19 protein-coding genes are annotated in these 15,616 nt (G+C 59.8%); 13 read left to right on the plus strand and 6 right to left on the minus strand.

Annotated elements, in window-relative coordinates:
- The first annotated feature begins 184 nt into the window (after positions 1 to 184).
- The 4 genes from K1558_RS07470 to K1558_RS07485 all read left to right on the plus strand — a co-directional run bounded on the left by K1558_RS07470 (position 185) and on the right by K1558_RS07485 (position 3,412).
- A complete protein-coding gene (locus K1558_RS07470; RefSeq protein WP_238650769.1) occupies positions 185 to 1,306 on the plus strand; it encodes a sulfate ABC transporter substrate-binding protein in 1,122 nt (373 codons plus the stop codon).
- A gap of 38 nt (positions 1,307 to 1,344) precedes the next feature.
- Positions 1,345 to 2,193: a sulfate ABC transporter permease subunit CysT gene (cysT, locus tag K1558_RS07475; protein WP_238650770.1), complete on the plus strand. Its 849-nt coding sequence runs from the start codon at positions 1,345 to 1,347 to the stop codon at positions 2,191 to 2,193.
- A 27-nt stretch (positions 2,194 to 2,220) separates the two neighbouring features.
- Positions 2,221 to 3,090, plus strand: a complete 870-nt coding sequence (gene cysW / locus K1558_RS07480; RefSeq protein WP_238650771.1) for a sulfate ABC transporter permease subunit CysW — start codon at positions 2,221 to 2,223, stop codon at positions 3,088 to 3,090.
- 100 nt (positions 3,091 to 3,190) lie between these two features.
- The gene (locus K1558_RS07485) at positions 3,191 to 3,412 is read left to right on the plus strand and encodes a YezD family protein (RefSeq protein ID WP_238650772.1); all 222 of its coding nucleotides are present in this window, start codon (positions 3,191 to 3,193) and stop codon (positions 3,410 to 3,412) included.
- Positions 3,413 to 3,477: 65 nt separating this feature from the next.
- Here K1558_RS07485 and K1558_RS07490 read toward each other — a convergent pair whose 3' ends face one another.
- Both K1558_RS07490 and K1558_RS07495 read right to left on the minus strand, forming a co-directional pair.
- Positions 3,478 to 3,936 carry a VOC family protein gene (locus tag K1558_RS07490; protein ID WP_238650773.1) on the minus strand — a complete coding sequence of 153 codons (459 nt, stop codon included), beginning with the start codon at positions 3,934 to 3,936 and terminating at the stop codon, positions 3,478 to 3,480.
- A gap of 46 nt (positions 3,937 to 3,982) precedes the next feature.
- Complete coding sequence (locus K1558_RS07495; RefSeq protein ID WP_238650774.1) at positions 3,983 to 4,291, minus strand: hypothetical protein; 309 nt, start codon at positions 4,289 to 4,291, stop codon at positions 3,983 to 3,985.
- 238 nt (positions 4,292 to 4,529) lie between these two features.
- Here K1558_RS07495 and K1558_RS07500 point away from each other — a divergent pair, with 238 nt between their 5' ends.
- The 3 genes from K1558_RS07500 (at position 4,530) to K1558_RS07510 (ending at position 7,350) form a co-directional block, all read left to right on the plus strand.
- Positions 4,530 to 4,943, plus strand: coding sequence for a GNAT family N-acetyltransferase (locus tag K1558_RS07500; protein ID WP_238650775.1), 414 nt, complete (start codon positions 4,530 to 4,532; stop codon positions 4,941 to 4,943).
- A gap of 63 nt (positions 4,944 to 5,006) precedes the next feature.
- Positions 5,007 to 5,639 carry an NAD(P)-dependent oxidoreductase gene (locus tag K1558_RS07505; RefSeq protein WP_238650776.1) on the plus strand — a complete coding sequence of 211 codons (633 nt, stop codon included), beginning with the start codon at positions 5,007 to 5,009 and terminating at the stop codon, positions 5,637 to 5,639.
- A gap of 22 nt (positions 5,640 to 5,661) precedes the next feature.
- The gene (locus tag K1558_RS07510; RefSeq protein WP_238650777.1) at positions 5,662 to 7,350 is read left to right on the plus strand and encodes an NAD(P)H-hydrate dehydratase; all 1,689 of its coding nucleotides are present in this window, start codon (positions 5,662 to 5,664) and stop codon (positions 7,348 to 7,350) included.
- 150 nt (positions 7,351 to 7,500) lie between these two features.
- Here the strand turns inward: K1558_RS07510 and K1558_RS07515 are convergent, their stop codons facing one another.
- Together K1558_RS07515 and K1558_RS07520 are read right to left on the minus strand one after the other, a co-directional pair.
- Positions 7,501 to 7,956, minus strand: coding sequence for a hypothetical protein (locus tag K1558_RS07515; protein WP_238650778.1), 456 nt, complete (start codon positions 7,954 to 7,956; stop codon positions 7,501 to 7,503).
- A 101-nt stretch (positions 7,957 to 8,057) separates the two neighbouring features.
- Entirely contained in the window at positions 8,058 to 8,954 is an 897-nt protein-coding gene (locus tag K1558_RS07520; RefSeq protein WP_238650779.1) for an SDR family oxidoreductase, read from the minus strand.
- 108 nt (positions 8,955 to 9,062) lie between these two features.
- Between K1558_RS07520 and K1558_RS07525 the strand changes: the two genes are divergently transcribed.
- The 3 genes from K1558_RS07525 (at position 9,063) to sdaAA (ending at position 11,190) form a co-directional block, all read left to right on the plus strand.
- Entirely contained in the window at positions 9,063 to 9,482 is a 420-nt protein-coding gene (locus K1558_RS07525) for a GNAT family N-acetyltransferase (RefSeq protein ID WP_238650780.1), read from the plus strand.
- Between the two features lie 119 nt (positions 9,483 to 9,601).
- Positions 9,602 to 10,315 carry an L-serine ammonia-lyase, iron-sulfur-dependent subunit beta gene (sdaAB, locus tag K1558_RS07530; protein WP_238650781.1) on the plus strand — a complete coding sequence of 238 codons (714 nt, stop codon included), beginning with the start codon at positions 9,602 to 9,604 and terminating at the stop codon, positions 10,313 to 10,315.
- The gene (gene sdaAA, locus K1558_RS07535; RefSeq protein WP_238650782.1) at positions 10,312 to 11,190 is read left to right on the plus strand and encodes an L-serine ammonia-lyase, iron-sulfur-dependent, subunit alpha; all 879 of its coding nucleotides are present in this window, start codon (positions 10,312 to 10,314) and stop codon (positions 11,188 to 11,190) included. The genes sdaAB and sdaAA overlap by 4 nt, the downstream gene beginning before the upstream one ends.
- 62 nt (positions 11,191 to 11,252) lie before the next feature.
- Here the strand turns inward: sdaAA and K1558_RS07540 are convergent, their stop codons facing one another.
- Positions 11,253 to 11,555 (minus strand): hypothetical protein, encoded by a 303-nt coding sequence (locus K1558_RS07540; protein WP_238650783.1) that lies wholly within the window; start codon positions 11,553 to 11,555, stop codon positions 11,253 to 11,255.
- A gap of 67 nt (positions 11,556 to 11,622) precedes the next feature.
- Here K1558_RS07540 and K1558_RS07545 point away from each other — a divergent pair, with 67 nt between their 5' ends.
- Positions 11,623 to 11,817, plus strand: coding sequence for a YwbE family protein (locus K1558_RS07545; protein WP_238650784.1), 195 nt, complete (start codon positions 11,623 to 11,625; stop codon positions 11,815 to 11,817).
- Positions 11,818 to 12,060: 243 nt separating this feature from the next.
- Here the strand turns inward: K1558_RS07545 and K1558_RS07550 are convergent, their stop codons facing one another.
- Positions 12,061 to 12,873 carry an HNH endonuclease gene (locus K1558_RS07550; RefSeq protein ID WP_238650785.1) on the minus strand — a complete coding sequence of 271 codons (813 nt, stop codon included), beginning with the start codon at positions 12,871 to 12,873 and terminating at the stop codon, positions 12,061 to 12,063.
- Between the two features lie 259 nt (positions 12,874 to 13,132).
- On the opposite strand from K1558_RS07550, the gene K1558_RS07555 reads away from it, so the two are divergent.
- The gene (locus K1558_RS07555; protein WP_238650786.1) at positions 13,133 to 14,155 is read left to right on the plus strand and encodes a LacI family DNA-binding transcriptional regulator; all 1,023 of its coding nucleotides are present in this window, start codon (positions 13,133 to 13,135) and stop codon (positions 14,153 to 14,155) included.
- Between the two features lie 112 nt (positions 14,156 to 14,267).
- The gene (locus K1558_RS07560) at positions 14,268 to 15,611 is read left to right on the plus strand and encodes a glycoside hydrolase family 30 protein (protein ID WP_238650787.1); all 1,344 of its coding nucleotides are present in this window, start codon (positions 14,268 to 14,270) and stop codon (positions 15,609 to 15,611) included.
- The last annotated feature ends 5 nt before the right edge of the window (positions 15,612 to 15,616 follow it).

Raw genomic sequence — 15,616 nt, forward strand, 5'->3', positions numbered from 1 at the left:
CAGTATTATATTCCCATAACCTACTAAGTCGGTAGGAATAATCAAATAAGTTCTTACCGTACAGACGGAGGAACGCCTGCTTCAGGCTCGCAGATACGTGTCTATAGGACCGGTTTGACTTGCCGCAAGCAGGCTTTCCTGCGTCTTTTTGTGCCAGAAGATTATAAACGGGGGAGTGGTTGTGATGAGGAAAGGAATCAAGAAGGGGCTTCTCGCCGGATTCGCACTTGTATTGACGGCAGGGCTTACGGCTTGCGGCAATAACAATGCGGGAAGCGCGGGGGCGGGGAATGGTCCGGGGACGGCAACAGAAGCGCCGGCAGCGAATGCATCGGCTACACCGGAGGCAGCCAAGACGGCAGCTAAAGAGCCGGTTGAATTACTTAATGTATCTTATGATCCAACACGCGAGCTGTATGAGAACTACAACAAAGCTTTTGCCGCCTATTGGGAGCAGGAGAACGGCCAGAAGGTGACGGTGAAGCAGTCGCATGGCGGTTCAGGCAAGCAGAGCCGTGCGGTACTTGATGGCCTGGAAGCCGATGTAGTTACGCTGGCGCTCGGGTATGACATTGATGCCCTTCAGGACGCTGGACTTATCGGCGCTGACTGGCAGAGTAAATATGAGCATAACAGCTCCCCGTATACCTCGACCATCGTCTTCCTTGTGCGCAAAGGCAACCCGAAGGGCATCAAGGACTGGCCGGATCTGCTGAAGGAGGGTGTTGAGGTGATCACTCCGAATCCCAAGACTTCAGGCGGTGCGCGCTGGAATTACCTGGCGGCCTGGGGATATGCGCTGGACCACAATAATAATGATGAAGCCAAAGCCAAGGAATTCGTGCAGAATCTGTTCAAGCATGTGCCTGTACTGGACACCGGGGCGCGCGGCTCGACCACAACCTTCGTGGAACGGGGCATCGGTGATGTGCTGATCGCCTGGGAGAATGAGGCTTATCTGTCCATCAAGGAGCTGGGACCGGACAAATTCGAGATTGTGAACCCTTCGGAGAGCATCCTGGCGGAGCCGCCGGTAGCGGTGGTAGACAAGGTTGTCGATAAAAGAGGAACCCGCGAGGTAGCGGAAGGTTATCTGAAATATCTCTACTCCGAGGAAGGACAGAAGATTGCCGCCGAGAACTACTACCGCCCGACGCTGGATAGTGTGAAGGAGCAGTTCAAGGACCAGTTCCCGGAGATCAAGCTGTTCACGCTTGCGGATAAATTCGGCACCTGGAAGGAGACCCAGGAGAAGCACTTCAATGACGGGGGAATCTTCGACCAGATCTACGTGCCTGGAAGCTGATCGGCGCATAAGCCGAAGGCGGGAGGAGGAACGGGCGTATGAATGCCACCAATGCTGCTATAAAAACAAGACCGCAGCGCAGACTGCTGCCGGGGTTCGGGATGACGATGGGGTTCAGCGTATTGTATCTGAGTCTGGTTGTACTGCTGCCGCTGTCCGCGCTGCTCTTCAATTCAACCGGGTTGAGCTGGGCCAAATTCTGGGATGTGGCGACAGATGCCCGCGTGCTGGCTTCCTATCGTGTCAGTCTTAGTACAGCCGCAGGAGCGGCGCTGATTGATGCCGTCCTCGGGCTGCTGCTGGCCTGGGTGCTGGTGCGTTACGAATTTCCCGGCAAAAGAATCTTCGACGCCCTGATCGACCTGCCGTTCGCCCTCCCGACCGCTGTAGCCGGTGTAGCGCTGACCGCGCTCTATGCCCAGAACGGCTGGATCGGCGCGCTGCTGGCACCGCTGGACATCAAGGTGGCGTTCACGCCGCTGGGCATCACGCTGGCGCTGATGTTTATCGGCATCCCCTTTGTGGTCCGCACGGTGCAGCCGGTGCTGGAGGAGCTGGACCGGGACATGGAGGAAGCGGCAGCGACGCTGGGGGCCGGACGCGGCAGAACCTTCCTGAGGATTGTTCTGCCGGAGCTGCTGCCTCCGCTCTTGACCGGCTTCGCCCTGGCCTTCGCCCGGGGCATCGGCGAATACGGCTCCGTCGTGTTCATCTCCGGCAATATGCCGATGCGCACAGAGATTGCCCCGCTGCTGATCATGTCGAAGCTGGAGCAGTTCGATTATGCCGGAGCAACCGCGGTGGCCCTGATTCTGCTGCTGCTCTCCTTCCTGCTGCTGCTGGTGATTAACACTCTTCAGCATTGGATGCGGAAGAGCGCGCGTTAAGCTTTTAAGGAAGAAGGAGGAATCACTATGGCTGGTACGGTTCCCTTGCGTGTGGCCGGGCGGAGTCCGGGAACAAGGACTTCGTCCTCACCGGCGACAGAGTCCCGGGCAGTGAAATGGCTGCTGCTCTCCCTGGCCGGGCTCGTCATGCTGTGGCTGATTGTCCTGCCGCTGGCGATTGTACTGGTGGAGTCGCTGAAGCGGGGGCTGGATGTCTACTGGGCCGCACTGACCGACCCGGATGCCGCCTCGGCGCTGAAGCTGACCCTGCTCGTCGCTGCCATTACCGTTCCGCTGAACACAGTGTTTGGCATCACGGCGGCGTGGGCGGTCACCAAGTTCCGGTTTCGCGGCAAAGGCCTGCTGATCACGCTGATCGACCTGCCCTTTGCCGTATCTCCGGTGATCGGCGGGCTGATCTTCATTCTGGTGTTCGGCTCGCACGGCTGGTTCGGCCCGTGGCTGAGCGACCATGACATCAAAATTGTGTTTGCCCTGCCGGGGATCATCCTGGCTACGCTGTTCATTACGTTCCCGTTCGTGGCCCGCGAGCTGATTCCGCTGATGGAGGATCAGGGCACCCGGGAGGAGGAAGCCGCCATTACGCTCGGGGCACATGGCTGGCAGATCTTCTGGCGCGTGACGTTGCCCAATATCAAGTGGGGGCTGCTGTACGGCATTATTCTCTGCAACGCGCGGGCGATGGGCGAGTTCGGTGCAGTGTCCGTCGTGTCCGGGCATATCCGCGGTGAGACCAACACGCTGCCGCTGCATGTTGAGATTCTGTATAACGAGTATCAGTTCTCAGCCTCCTTCGCCGTGGCCTCACTGCTGCTTCTGCTGGCGCTGGTAACGATGATCGTGAAGAGCCTGCTTGTACGCCAAAATCCTCATTGACAGCTTCAGGGGGGCGTGCTAAGTTAATCCTTAGTAAACATGTCGGTAAAAACGGTTATTATTGAAAATGCCCCTTGCCCGGGGAAAGGGAGGCCTGCGGATGGCAAAACCGCTGAAAGTGGATGAGGTATGGCTGGCCCGGATCAGAGAGCTTCTCGATGATATGGAATTCGGTTCACTGCACATTGTGGTGCATGAAGGCCAAATTGTACAGATGGAGCGGACGGAGCGTAAGCGCTTCGGGAACGGTGCCGCTACTCCCCGCAGTAGTGGAGATCCCGGCAGCCGGCGGACCGATATCCGCTCCGGGGGGCGGGGATAATGTAAAAGACCTTCGATTGGGTGACCAATCGGAGGTCTTTTTACGTAAATGGAAGCTGTGGCTGCTCACAACGAGCGCATGTGCTCCCATTCCTCAAACGACAGCTTGGTTGTGACCGTCTTCAGCTTCTCGGGAACCTCTACATGACACATCAGCTCCAGACTGTTGCCGTCGGGATCATTGAAGTACACGGAGGCATTGCCCTGATTGGGGCGGACAAAGGGTTCAACCGTGGTTCTTCTTCCGAAAGGAACAGCCTCAATCTGGATCGATTTCAGCCAGCTAAGCGAATGCTTGAGATCTTCATAAGTAACCTCAAAGGCAATATGCCTCAGAGAAGGATGGTAAGGGGTCTCTACCTCCTTGCCTTCCCAAAGTCCGACCCAGCTCCGGCCCTCTACAATCCAGAAAAAGGCGGTATCCTCATCGCGCCAGGCAAATTTCAGTCCGAGCCTTTGATAGAATTCAATGGATGCTTCCAGGTTGGAAACGGGGAGATGTGCCTCATATAATCCTTTGATCATAATGGGATTCCTTTCATTGTTCAGTTATTAGTGAGTGAGAGTGCCCTTAGTACCGTGTATTGCGACGTGATCCGCTGATTCCCTCTACAAGAAGGATGAGGGCGGTAATGGCGTGCATGAACCAGCCGATAAAAGGAATCCAGGCCACCAGCGAGGTAATAACCCCAAGCGCGTTGCCGATGATCGATCCGCCTTCCCTCAGCAGAATGATAATTGCTACCGCATGGAGCAGAAAAGCAATTCCCAGCGGGGCCCACGCATTGGCAAGCACAAACGTTCCGCCGATGACCGGCAGGGCCAGAAACGCCTCGTAAGCGAAGGTTCCCCATTTAAATAATTTTCCAACAGGCGACATCCTGTTCACCAACCTTTCCCGTATTCATGGTATTAAGCTATTCACAGTTTACCCAAGGACAGGGGTTAAGAATAACCCGCAGACGCATGAGTTGCTGGCTAAGCTGCATTTATGAGTAATTGTACGCCGGGAGGGGAAGGACGTTTCATTTTCTGCGAAGATCGGGCCGCGCCTTGCCTGGGTTCCCGGGGTCCATTATATTGGTATCAGATAGCGGAAGATGAGGAGGATACCTAACATGAACCAAACGGCACAGCCGGAGATCCGGCACGAGCAGCCTGCAGTTGAAGATTATCTGGCCCTGCGGCAGGAAGCCGGGCTTAGTCCTATGAGTGCTGAGGGAGCGGCTGTCGGGCTGCCGAATTCGATGTTTGCGGTGACGCTGTATGAAGAGGGGTTACTGGTCGGCATGGGCCGGGTAATCGGTGATGGGGGCTGTTTCTATCAGGTGACGGATATTGCTGTGAAGCCTTCCTGCCAGGGGCGGGGACTGGGTAAAATCATCATGCGCGAAATCCGCGCATACCTGGAGCAGGTGCCGGAGCGTGCATATATCAGTCTTATCGCTGACGGAGAGGCAGCCCGGTTATACGCCCAGTTCGGGTTCAAGCCGGTCATGCCTGATTCACAGGGGATGTATCTGCCACGCTAAGCGGCATGAAGCAAGATTAGGAATGAAATACTATGGGAAACAGGAAAGTGAGGCAGGAACAGCATGGATATTGTAGTGTTTGGGGCATCCGGCAGAGTAGGGAGCGCCATTGTAGAGGAAGCGCTGCGCCGAAAACATGACGTCACAGCAGCAGTGCGCAGGCCTGAGGCCTTCGGGATTCAGCATGAACGGCTGCAGGTGGTGACAGCGGATGTTCTCGACCCGGCCTCCGTTGCAGCGGCCGTAAGGGGGCATGGGGAGGTGGTCAGTGCATTCGGCCCGGCGGCCGGGCGGGAGAATGACCTGCTGAAGGCGGCGGAGTCGCTGTTGGCGGGGCTGCGTACCGCCGGCGTGGAGCGGCTGATCGTAGTCGGCGGCGCAGGCAGCCTGAAGACGGAATCGGGGGAATGGCTGATGGATACTGCCGGGTTCCCGGAATCCTTCCGGGCGCTTGCTTCCGCTCATGCCCATGCCTACGAGATTTACAGCGGCTCAGAGCTGGATTACACGTATCTCAGTCCGCCGTCGGCTCTGATTGCCGGACGCCGTACCGGCCAGTTCCGTATCGGCCTGGACCGGCTGATTGTGGATGAGGACGGCCGGAGCAGCATCAGTATTGAGGATTTCGCTGTAGCCGTTGTAGACGAGCTGGAGGAAGGGAATTTCAGCAGAGCCCGGTTCACTGTGGGCTACTAGAAACCTAAGGAGGCTGGAGCTGGTGGATGTGGTGACAGCGGAGCAGATGCGGGCCTTGGACCGCGATACCATCGAGCGGCTGGGCATACCGGCCATTGCGCTGATGGAGAATGCCGGGCGGGCCATTGCCGAGGAGGTCATCGCCTTCTGCAAGCGGCGCGGCGCGGGCGGGGTGGACGGCGGAGCGGGAAGCGGACTGGCGGGCGAAGGCGGCAGCGGCGGCGCACAGAGGCATGGAGCGGGAGGCTGGCTGGCGGGCGAGGGCAGCGGCGGCGGAGCGCGGGGGTTCTCGGTCAGCGCGGACGCAGCGCTGACCTTGCCTGGGGCCGGCGGCGAGCACTGGCTCGTCCTCGCCGGCAAAGGCAACAACGGCGGCGATGGCCTCGCCGCCGCCAGGCACCTGCGTGAGGCTGGCATCGCCGTCACGCTGGTATACGCGGCCGCGCCCGAGTCGCTGGCCGGCGAAGCCGCCCTGCAGCGGGATGCCGCTGCAGCCCTGGGCGTTCCTGCCGCCGTCTGGGGCAGGGACGCCGTGGACCTTACGGCCTGCAGCGGCATCGTCGATGCGCTGCTTGGCACCGGCAGCGCGGGCGCCCCGCGCGGTGCCTATGCGGAGCTGATTGCCGCAGCGAATGCCAGCGGCAGACCGATTGTGTCCGCGGATATCCCCAGCGGGCTGGACGCGGACACGGGGCAGACGCATGAGCCCTGCATTCATGCGGCGGTGACCGTCTGCCTCGCGTTCCTCAAGCGCGGGCTGGTGCAATATCCCGGCGCGGGAGCCGCCGGGCAGGTGGTGGTCCGCTCCATCGGCATCCCCGCGGCCCTGGCCCGCGAGAGCGGCGTCCAGGCCAGCCTGCTGACGCCGGAGACCCTGCGGACACAGCTCCAGGTGGATGTGTCGCGCCGCCGTTCGCCCGAGGGCCATAAAGGCACCTACGGGCATGTCCTGCTGGCCGCAGGCAGCCTGCGCATGAGCGGGGCAGGCCTGCTGTCTGCCCGCGCTGCGCTGCGCGCCGGCTGCGGGCTGGTCACCTGGGCGCTGCCGGAGGGACTGCTGCCCCATATAATCGGCGCCGCACCGGAGCTGATGCTGGCCCCGGTATCCGGGGGCAGCGGGGAGTGGATTAACGGTACGGATGCAGAGGTGCTGCGGCTGAGTGCCAGCCGCGATTGCCTGGCGCTCGGTCCGGGGCTGGGCCGGTTCAAAGGGGATACAGAGTGGCTCCGCAGACTGTGGGAGGGAACCGGGGTTCCCCTGATTGTGGATGCGGATGCGCTGAATATACTGGCGGACGCGGATTACGGGGCCTGGAGCCGCCGCCATCCGGTCATTCTGACCCCGCATCCCGGGGAAATGGCCCGCCTGGCGGGGACTTCTGCTGCGGAGGTGCAGCGGGACCGGATCGGACTGGCACTGTCATTTGCGCGGCAGCATAGGGTGATCCTGGTGCTAAAAGGGGCCCATACGGTGATCGCTACGCCGGAAGGGCGGGCCTATATCAACATCACGGGGCATCCGGGAATGGGCACCGGCGGCGCAGGCGATGTGCTGACCGGGATGATCGCCGGCCTGCTGGCACAGGGGCTGGACGCTGCGCAAGCCGCCGCGTTCGGTGTCTACCTGCACGGGCTTGCCGGAGAACGCGCCGCCCGGAAGCGGGAGCATCCCGCCGCGCTGATCGCCGGAGATATTATAGAGGCGCTGTAATTGGCAATGTCTAAGCATAAAGAGTAGCTAGGGTCAGCAAGACTGTCCGGATGAGGTGCAATAATGCACTTGAACTTGCCGAAAGTGAGCCAGGCGAGCAAAGGAGGAGCACAAGTGCACCCGAATCCCGGGAGCCGAACCGGCAGCGGATCAGACCACAACCAGGCAAAGCAGCGGGATGAACAAGGCGAACAGCGGCAGCAGCAGCGGGTAACGCTCGCCGGCGATCTGGGCGAGACGGAACACCAGGAGCACGGCGAGTCCGGTCAGGCCGGAGGCTATGGCGCTGCCGCCCTGCTCCGAGGCCAGCCACAGACCCGCGCCATAGCCGGCTATGGCATACAGGGCGAGCGCCGCGCTCAGCATGGTAGAGCGGAACAGGCGCAGCAGCGCATCGGCAACAATGGCGGCAGGCAGGCCGTAAGCGTAAATGGCATAGGGCACCGATACAGGCCAGCCGGAGGGAATGCCATCCTCGTAGCCATGGACCAGCAGGAACAGGGAGACCAGAATGAAGGTCAAACCGGCCGCCGCCAGCTTGGTCAGGGCGTACATGCCGGCGTTCAGACGGACAGAGGGCAGATCGTAATCCTTATCATGGATCATTACTAACCATCCTTTCGGGGGGAGATGGGGGTGGACGGGGATTAACCGGGCCAAGGCATCCCAACGAAATAAGGGGGATATCCGGCGCGAACAGACCAGGCCTAACTCGTGACCATATCCCCGCCGTTCACATGAATGCAGGTGCCTGTAACATACGAAGCATCGCTGCTGGCCAGGTAGACATAGGCTCCTGCCAGCTCATAGGGCTGCGCAGCCCTCTTGAACGGAGTCTCTGTCCCGAAGACACTGACCTCCTCGGCGGAGAAGCTGGAGGGAATCAGCGGTGTCCATACCGGCCCCGGAGCGACACTGTTCACCCGGATTCCGCTGTCTGCAAGCGAGAGGGCCAGGGAACGGGTGAAGGAGACGATCGCGCCTTTGGTGGAGGAGTAGTCGATCAGTTCTTTATGGCCCCGGTAAGCGGTGATGGATGCGGTGTTGATGATACAGCTCCCCCGGCGCATGTGCGGGAGGGCAGCCTGGGTCAGGAAAAAGAAAGGGAAGATATTCGTCCGGTACGTCTGATAGAGCTGCTCCTCTGAGATATCCAGAATGCTTTTCTGCGGATACTGCACGCCATGGTTGTTCACCAGGATGTCCAGCTTGCCGAAGGTCTGCACAGTGTGCCCGACCGCCTGGAAGCAGTTAGCCTTGTGGCGCAGGTCGGTCTCGATCCGCAGGCAGCGCTGTCCAAGCTCTTCAATCCGGCGCTGGGTGGCAGCGGCATCGGAGACCTCATCCAAATATGCGATGGCGATATCAGCCCCTTCCCTGGCAAAAGCGACCGCAGCCGCCCTTCCGATACCGCTGTCGCCGCCGGTGATGAGCGCGGTTTTTCCGTGAAGGCGTCCCTTGCGGTCTTCAGGCTGCTCGCTGATGGGCAGGGGCTGCATCAGGCTCTCAAGCCCGGGCTGGCGGTCCTGGTGCTGCGGGGGAAATGCGATCGGCTGCACACGGCAGACCGTTTTTTCACCGTAATAGGGGTATACGGGGTTCATTGGGGGCTCCTCCTTGCTTATGGGCTGTTTCGTATAATGGTATGCATGAGCCCAGAGAAGGGTGCGCCGCCCGATTACATACAACAGTTATAGAATGGGAGAGAATACATGCTATACAGATCTATGATTGCAGAGGACTATGAAGCCGCTTATCACTTATGGGAAAATACAGACGGGATGGGTCTCAGCGAGGTCGATTCCCGTGAAGAGATCCTCCGTTACCTGGAGCGCAATCCGGGGATCAGCCAGGTGTGTATAGAGGATGACGGCACCCTTGCGGGTACGGCAATGTGCGGACATGACGGGCGCAGAGGCTATATGTACCATGTCGCTGTCAGCAGCAGCAGCCGTGGGCAGGGCGCGGGGCGTGAGCTGGTCAAGCGCTGTCTGGAGCGCCTCCGGGAGGAGGGCATTATGAAATGCCACCTGATGGTCATAGAGGGGAATAGCCTGGGGCGCAGCTTCTGGGCCGGCTCCGGCTGGCAGGAACGGGACGGACTGGTGCTGTTCTCCCAAGACTGCCGATAGGTCACAACTGATGTGATAGTGTAGCTTTACTGCGGAAGCAGTATAATATATAAGAGCTGTGCAAGAATTGGCATCATTCTATGTGCATTGCCCAATTTCAATAGCGGGAGACGTTAACAATGCGTTTTAAAGATGTATTCTCAATTATTGGTCCGGCGATGGTCGGGCCGTCCAGCTCGCACACTGCGGGGGCGGCAAGGATCGGCAGAGCGGCGAGGCAGGTGCTGGGGGAGTTGCCCCGGGAGGCGGAGGTTACCTTTTTTGGCTCTTTTGCCGCTACCTATCAGGGGCATGGGACTGACCGCGCGATTGCCGGAGGGCTGCTTAATTTCGCGACTGACGATCCCCGGCTGCCCGATTCGATCGAGCTTGCCGCCGAGGCCGGAATGAAGGTCACTTTCGGCCAGGGGACGGGTCTGTTCCCGCATCCCAATACGGTCCGTCTGCGGCTGGTCGGCAGTGAGAGCGGGACCGAGCTGACGCTGACCGGCACTTCTATTGGCGGAGGCAATATTGAGATTGTAGATATTGACGGCTTCAGTGTGAAGCTGACCGGCATGTATCCGACTGTGCTGATTCAGCATATGGACTATCTGGGTGTGCTCGCCAGTGTGACGGATGTGATGCGGAACGGACAGCTCAACATCGGACATATGTCCCTGGACCGGAAGAACCGCAGCGGAGCCGCCTTGACGGTGCTGGAGCTGGACGAGGCAGCCACACAGGAGCTGCTGCAGAATCTGCGGGCGCTGCCAGCCGTGAAGACAGTCAAGCTGGTTGATTTGAATGAGAATAATGTACAAGATCAGAAGGGGAAGGACATCACATCATGAATTTTCAAACACTCAGCGAACTGGCTGTGTTATGCGGGGAGCGCGGACTGGGCATCGGCGCGCTGATGCTGGAGGAGCAGAGCGCGGAATCCGGGCGCTCCAAGGAGCAGGAATTCGCCACGATGCGGCAGTATTACGGCGTGATGAAAGAGGCGGTCCAGCGCGGCCTGACGGAGGATACCACCTCGCGCAGCGGCCTGACCGGACTGGATGCCCAGCGGGTGGCGGCTTATAATGCGGCAGATGAGCCTTGTCTCGGCGGCCCGGCCGGCCAGGCTATGGCGTATGCCCTGGCAGTCTCCGAGGTGAATGCCTCAATGGGACGGATTATTGCCACGCCGACTGCAGGGTCCTGCGGCATCATTCCCGGCGTATTCCTGAGCTGCCAGGAGCGCTTCGGCTGGGACGATGATTATATGGTCTCCGGGCTGTTTGCCGCCGGGGCAATCGGCTATGTGATCGCAAATAATTCCTTCGTCTCAGGAGCGGAGGGCGGCTGCCAGGCTGAGGTCGGTTCGGCGATCGGCATGGCGGCCGGAGCGTTAACCGAGATGCGCGGCGGGACACCGGCGCAGGCGGTACATGCAGTAGGACTCGCGCTGAAGAACACCCTGGGCCTGATCTGCGACCCGGTAGGCGGGCTTGTAGAGATTCCCTGCATCGTCCGCAACGGCTTCGGTGCGGTAACGGCGCTGGCAGCGGCGGATATGGCGCTGGCTGGTGTCCGCAGCGTGATACCTTCCGATGAGGTGATCAAGGTGATGCTGGAGGTCGGCTCCGCCATGCCGGAGAAGCACCGCGAGACCGCCGGGGGCGGACTGGCGCAGACGCCGACCGGCCGCCAGATTATGAAGGACCTGCGCAAGACCAAATAACCGGAGGGTTCAGGGAGCGGCACTCAGCGGAATCGGCGGCACTAAGCCGCATTCAGCCGAATTCAGCTCAGACGGAAGCGTTCCAGCTGGTCCCACAGCCCTTCCCGTCGGAGAATCTCCGCCTGCTTCGGCCCCATGAGGTCGAAGTGGGGAAACGGCTCACGGTTATGGATATACTGTGCCGGAAGGCCATGCTCCCTGCACCATTCCCGCAGGCGCTGCAGATCGCTGCAGCCTACCTTGGTGACAGTGGTGATTCCGGGGAAGCGTTCGTCGATCCAGTAATGGGTCAGGAAGGCAATCTCTCCTGCGGCAACCGCCTGCTTCCAGCGGGCTAATTCATCCCGGTTAATTCCAAAGGCCATAGCTGTCTCATCCTTATCATCATAGTGGAATTATTATATTCAATTTACCCGGAAGGGGGAGAAGCATATGAACGGGCAAGTCAGAGCCGATATCCGTTCCGGGCTTCAGGTCGAGATTGTACTGAAGCAGGACCAGGCCACCGGCAAGCTTACACAGGGCACGGTGAAGGATATTTTGACGAACTCGCCCCGCCATCCGCATGGTATCAAGGTGCGGCTTGCTGACGGGCAGGTCGGACGGGTTAAGAATATCATCGGCTGAAGCGGAGCCGGTTGTAACAAACGCCTCGGCGGGGCTGTCTAATTGGACAGCTCTGGCCTGGGCGTTTTTTTGAAAATATAAGAATGTATATGTTGCACGCTACACACTATCCTTCTATTTCTCGCCGAAACGTATGCGAAAAACCGAACACAATGTGCTGGTGCGTTGGCGCGTGGTAGGCTGGCGGGCGGACCGCACGGATTAAGCCTCGTATGAACTCTACTATCCGTTACCAGTCTGCCGTCACCGGCCCAGGAATTGCTCCAGTGACTGGTCGGCTTTGGTCTGATTGCACAGGTTGCAGGCGCAGACACAGTTGTCGGGCGTAGTATGCCCGCCCTTGGCGCGGGGGAGCAGATGGTCGATGGTGTCCCCGTACAGGCCGCAGAAGTAACAGGTATAGTTGTCCCTGTTCAGAATATAGGCGCGGAAGTCCTTGTTGCTGAACAGGCGGCGGATGGTCCGCCGGTTCACCACGACGGCCGCATGCTCCTTGACCAGCGTCACGGCAAGCTCGAGATCGATCTCCTGATGCCAGCGGCGTCCCTTGTCGCTGTGCCCGCGCATCAGAATCATGCCCTTGGCCGAAGGGACCAGGGCCGAGGCATCCTGCGGATCAGGCTTCGGCCCGCGCTGCTGCGGGAGGCTTCTGCCCGTCTCGGCAGCGCTCCGGGAACGGCCCTTCCCTTTGGGCGTCTTCGGCCCTGAAGCGGGACCGCTGCCCCTGGCGGGCGGACGGGGCTGCCCGGCCGCAGGTCTGGCCGGGGCAGCGCCTGCTGTGCCCGAGATAGCGGCCAGCGCCTTGTCCCGCTTGGCCGGACCCGGCCCGGCCGGGCGCTCCGGCAGCGGCGGTGCCGCGCTTGGATGCACAGCCGGCCCTGATACAGCCGCCGCCGAGGCGGCGGCCGCTTCGCGGAGCTTGCGGCAGGCCCGGCAGGCGCCGCGCCGTGATGCCCCGCTGGAGCGCTTGCCGGTGCGTCTGCGGAATTCGGAGAGCGGCTTCAGCTGATGGCAGTAGGCACATTTTTTGGATGGAGGTGGAATGATTTCAGTCATAAGTAACCTTGGCAGAGGCGGCGGTTGGCCGGAACTGTCCAATCCCTTCTGTATTTTGAGAGAAATAGATAACTGCTTCCTGCTCAGCGGATTCATGATTTGTTACTAGTATAGCGTAAAGCGCAGGTATTCACACAATAGACGGTCCAAACTTCCGGATTCCCGGGAAGGATATTTAATGCTGGACGGCCGTGCCGAAAGGCGTTAGAATGGCAGTGAACATTAAAGGGCTTTCATAAGCTGCGGGGGTGAACCGGGAATGACCACGATATATGATATTGCCAAAAGGACCGGTTACTCACCAACCACAGTGTCCAAGGCGTTCAATAACTATTCGGATGTGCGGGAGAAGACGCGCCAGGAGATTCTGCGTACCGCTCAGGAGATGGGATATCTGCCCAACGCCCATGCACGTACACTGACGACCAAGAAGTCTTGGACCATCGGTGTGCTGTTTGTGGAGAATACGGGGGCGGGGATCCGCCATCCTTTTTTCAGCGCGGTGATTGAGAGCTTCAAGCAGGTTGCCGTAGCCGAGGGCTACGCCCTGATGTTCATCTCGAAGGATGTCGGCGGCAAGAGAAGCGGCTATCTGGAGAACTGCCGGATTCGCGGTGTGGATGGCGTCGTGGTATTCCTGTCTGATTACGAAGACCCGTATTTCCGGGAGCTGCTGGAGAGCGATATTCCTACGGTGGTGCTTGATTTCGAGACGGGGCTGTCGCATACGGTCTGCTCGGATAACAGGAATGGTGCCCGTCAGGCGGTGGAATATCTGGCTCAGCTCGGACACCGCAGAATCGCCCATATCTCGGGCGGCGGCAACACCTATCCGGGAGAGCAGCGGGAGCTGGGGTACAGAACAGCCATGGAGCAGTTGGGCCTTGAGGTGCCGGAGGAATATGTTACCGTGGGCGCGTATTACTCTCTGGAGAGCGGTTATGGTGCCATGAAGCAGCTAATGGGGCTGCCGCAGCGTCCAACCGCTGTGTTCGCTTCAGGTGACCTGCTGGCACTGGGTGCAGTTATGGCTGCCAAGGATCTGGGGCTGAAGGTGCCGGAGGATGTATCGGTCATGGGGTATGATGACATTGAGCTTGCGGGCTATGTTACCCCTGCGCTGACCACCGTCCGCCAGGATACCGGGCTGCTCGGAACCCGTGCAGCGGAGCTGCTGCTGGGCTCTATGAACGGCACGCGGGCCAGCCGGGAGCAGGAGGCCGCAGTGCTGCCTGTGGAGATTGTTGTTAGGGATTCCTGTGCACCTCCGGGTCCATCCTAAGATGTGCGTCCGTCCGGGAATGCCTTTTTTTTCAGCCAAATCGAAACCGGTTTCGATTTCTTTCGATTTCGGCTTCGGTCTAAGCTGGCCAACCTATAAAGGAGTGATCGACATGACAACTGTTCAAACCGTAGTCACCGCCAAAGATACGGCGGATCGCCTGAGTTCCAAGGAAGGTATCCGGTTCCAGGCCGGCATCCCGGAGGCAGCGGCGCATATCAAGCTGCTCCCGGAGCAGGAGTATCAGAGAATTATCGGGTTTGGCGGCGCGTTCACGGAGGCAGCGGCGTATACCTTGTCACGGATGAGCCCGCAGAAGCGGGCGGAGGTGATCCGGCGGTATTTTCACCCGGTGGACGGGCTGAATTACACCATGGGCCGGGTGCATATCCATAGCTGCGACTTCGCGCTCGGCAACTACACCTATGTGGAGGAGGGCGATACGGAGCTTGCGACCTTCGACATCTCACGTGACCGCAAATGGGTGCTGCCGCTGATTAAGGATGCGATGGAGCAGCGCGGCGGAACATTCACGATGCTGGCTTCCCCGTGGAGCCCGCCTGCCTGGATGAAGACGAACGGGGAGATGAATAACGGCGGCTCGCTGAAGCCGGAATATGCGGGAGTCTGGGCGCGGTATTATACCAGATTCATTGACGCTTACCGCAAGGAGGGCGTTCCGGTCTGGGCGGTATCGGTGCAGAATGAGCCGGCGGCGGTGCAGGTATGGGACTCCTGTGTATACAGTGCCGAGGAAGAGCGGGATTTCGTCAAAAACCATCTCGGCCCCGCCCTGCGCGAAGCCGGAATGGACGATGTGAATATCGTCATCTGGGATCATAACCGCGACATTATGGTGGAGCGGGTGACTCCGGTTCTGTCTGACCCGGAAGCTGCGCAGTATGTCTGGGGCACCGGCATCCATTGGTACGGCGGCGAGGAGTTCGGCAAGGTGGAGCAGGTGCATGAGCTGTTCCCGGATAAGCATATTCTCTTCACCGAAGGCTGCCAGGAGGGCGGCGTGCGTCTGGGTGAATGGTTCACGGGCGAGCGCTACGGGCGGAATATGATCGGCGATCTGAATGCCTGGACGGAAGGGTATCTGGACTGGAATCTGGTGCTGGATGAGACTGGCGGGCCGAATCATGTGGGTAATCTCTGTGACGCTCCGGTGATTGCCGATACGGTTACGGATGAGGTGCACTACAACAGCTCGTACTACTACATCGGGCATTTCAGCAAATTCATCGCCCCGGGTGCGGTGCGGATCGGCTTGGAGTCGGCAGCGGCAGATGTGCTGGCTGCGGCGTTCCGCAACCCGGACGGCAGTCTGGCCGTGGTGCTGATGAACGAGGGCGATGAAGAGCGTTCGCTCACGCTGGAGCTGGGCGGCGAAACCGCCGAGTGTGTGCTGGCTGCGCATTCGATTGCGACACATGTGATTACGCGGGGTTAACTTCC

This window comes from Paenibacillus piscarius (assembly GCF_022234545.1).
Lineage (GTDB): Bacteria > Bacillota > Bacilli > Paenibacillales > Paenibacillaceae > Paenibacillus_AQ > Paenibacillus_AQ piscarius.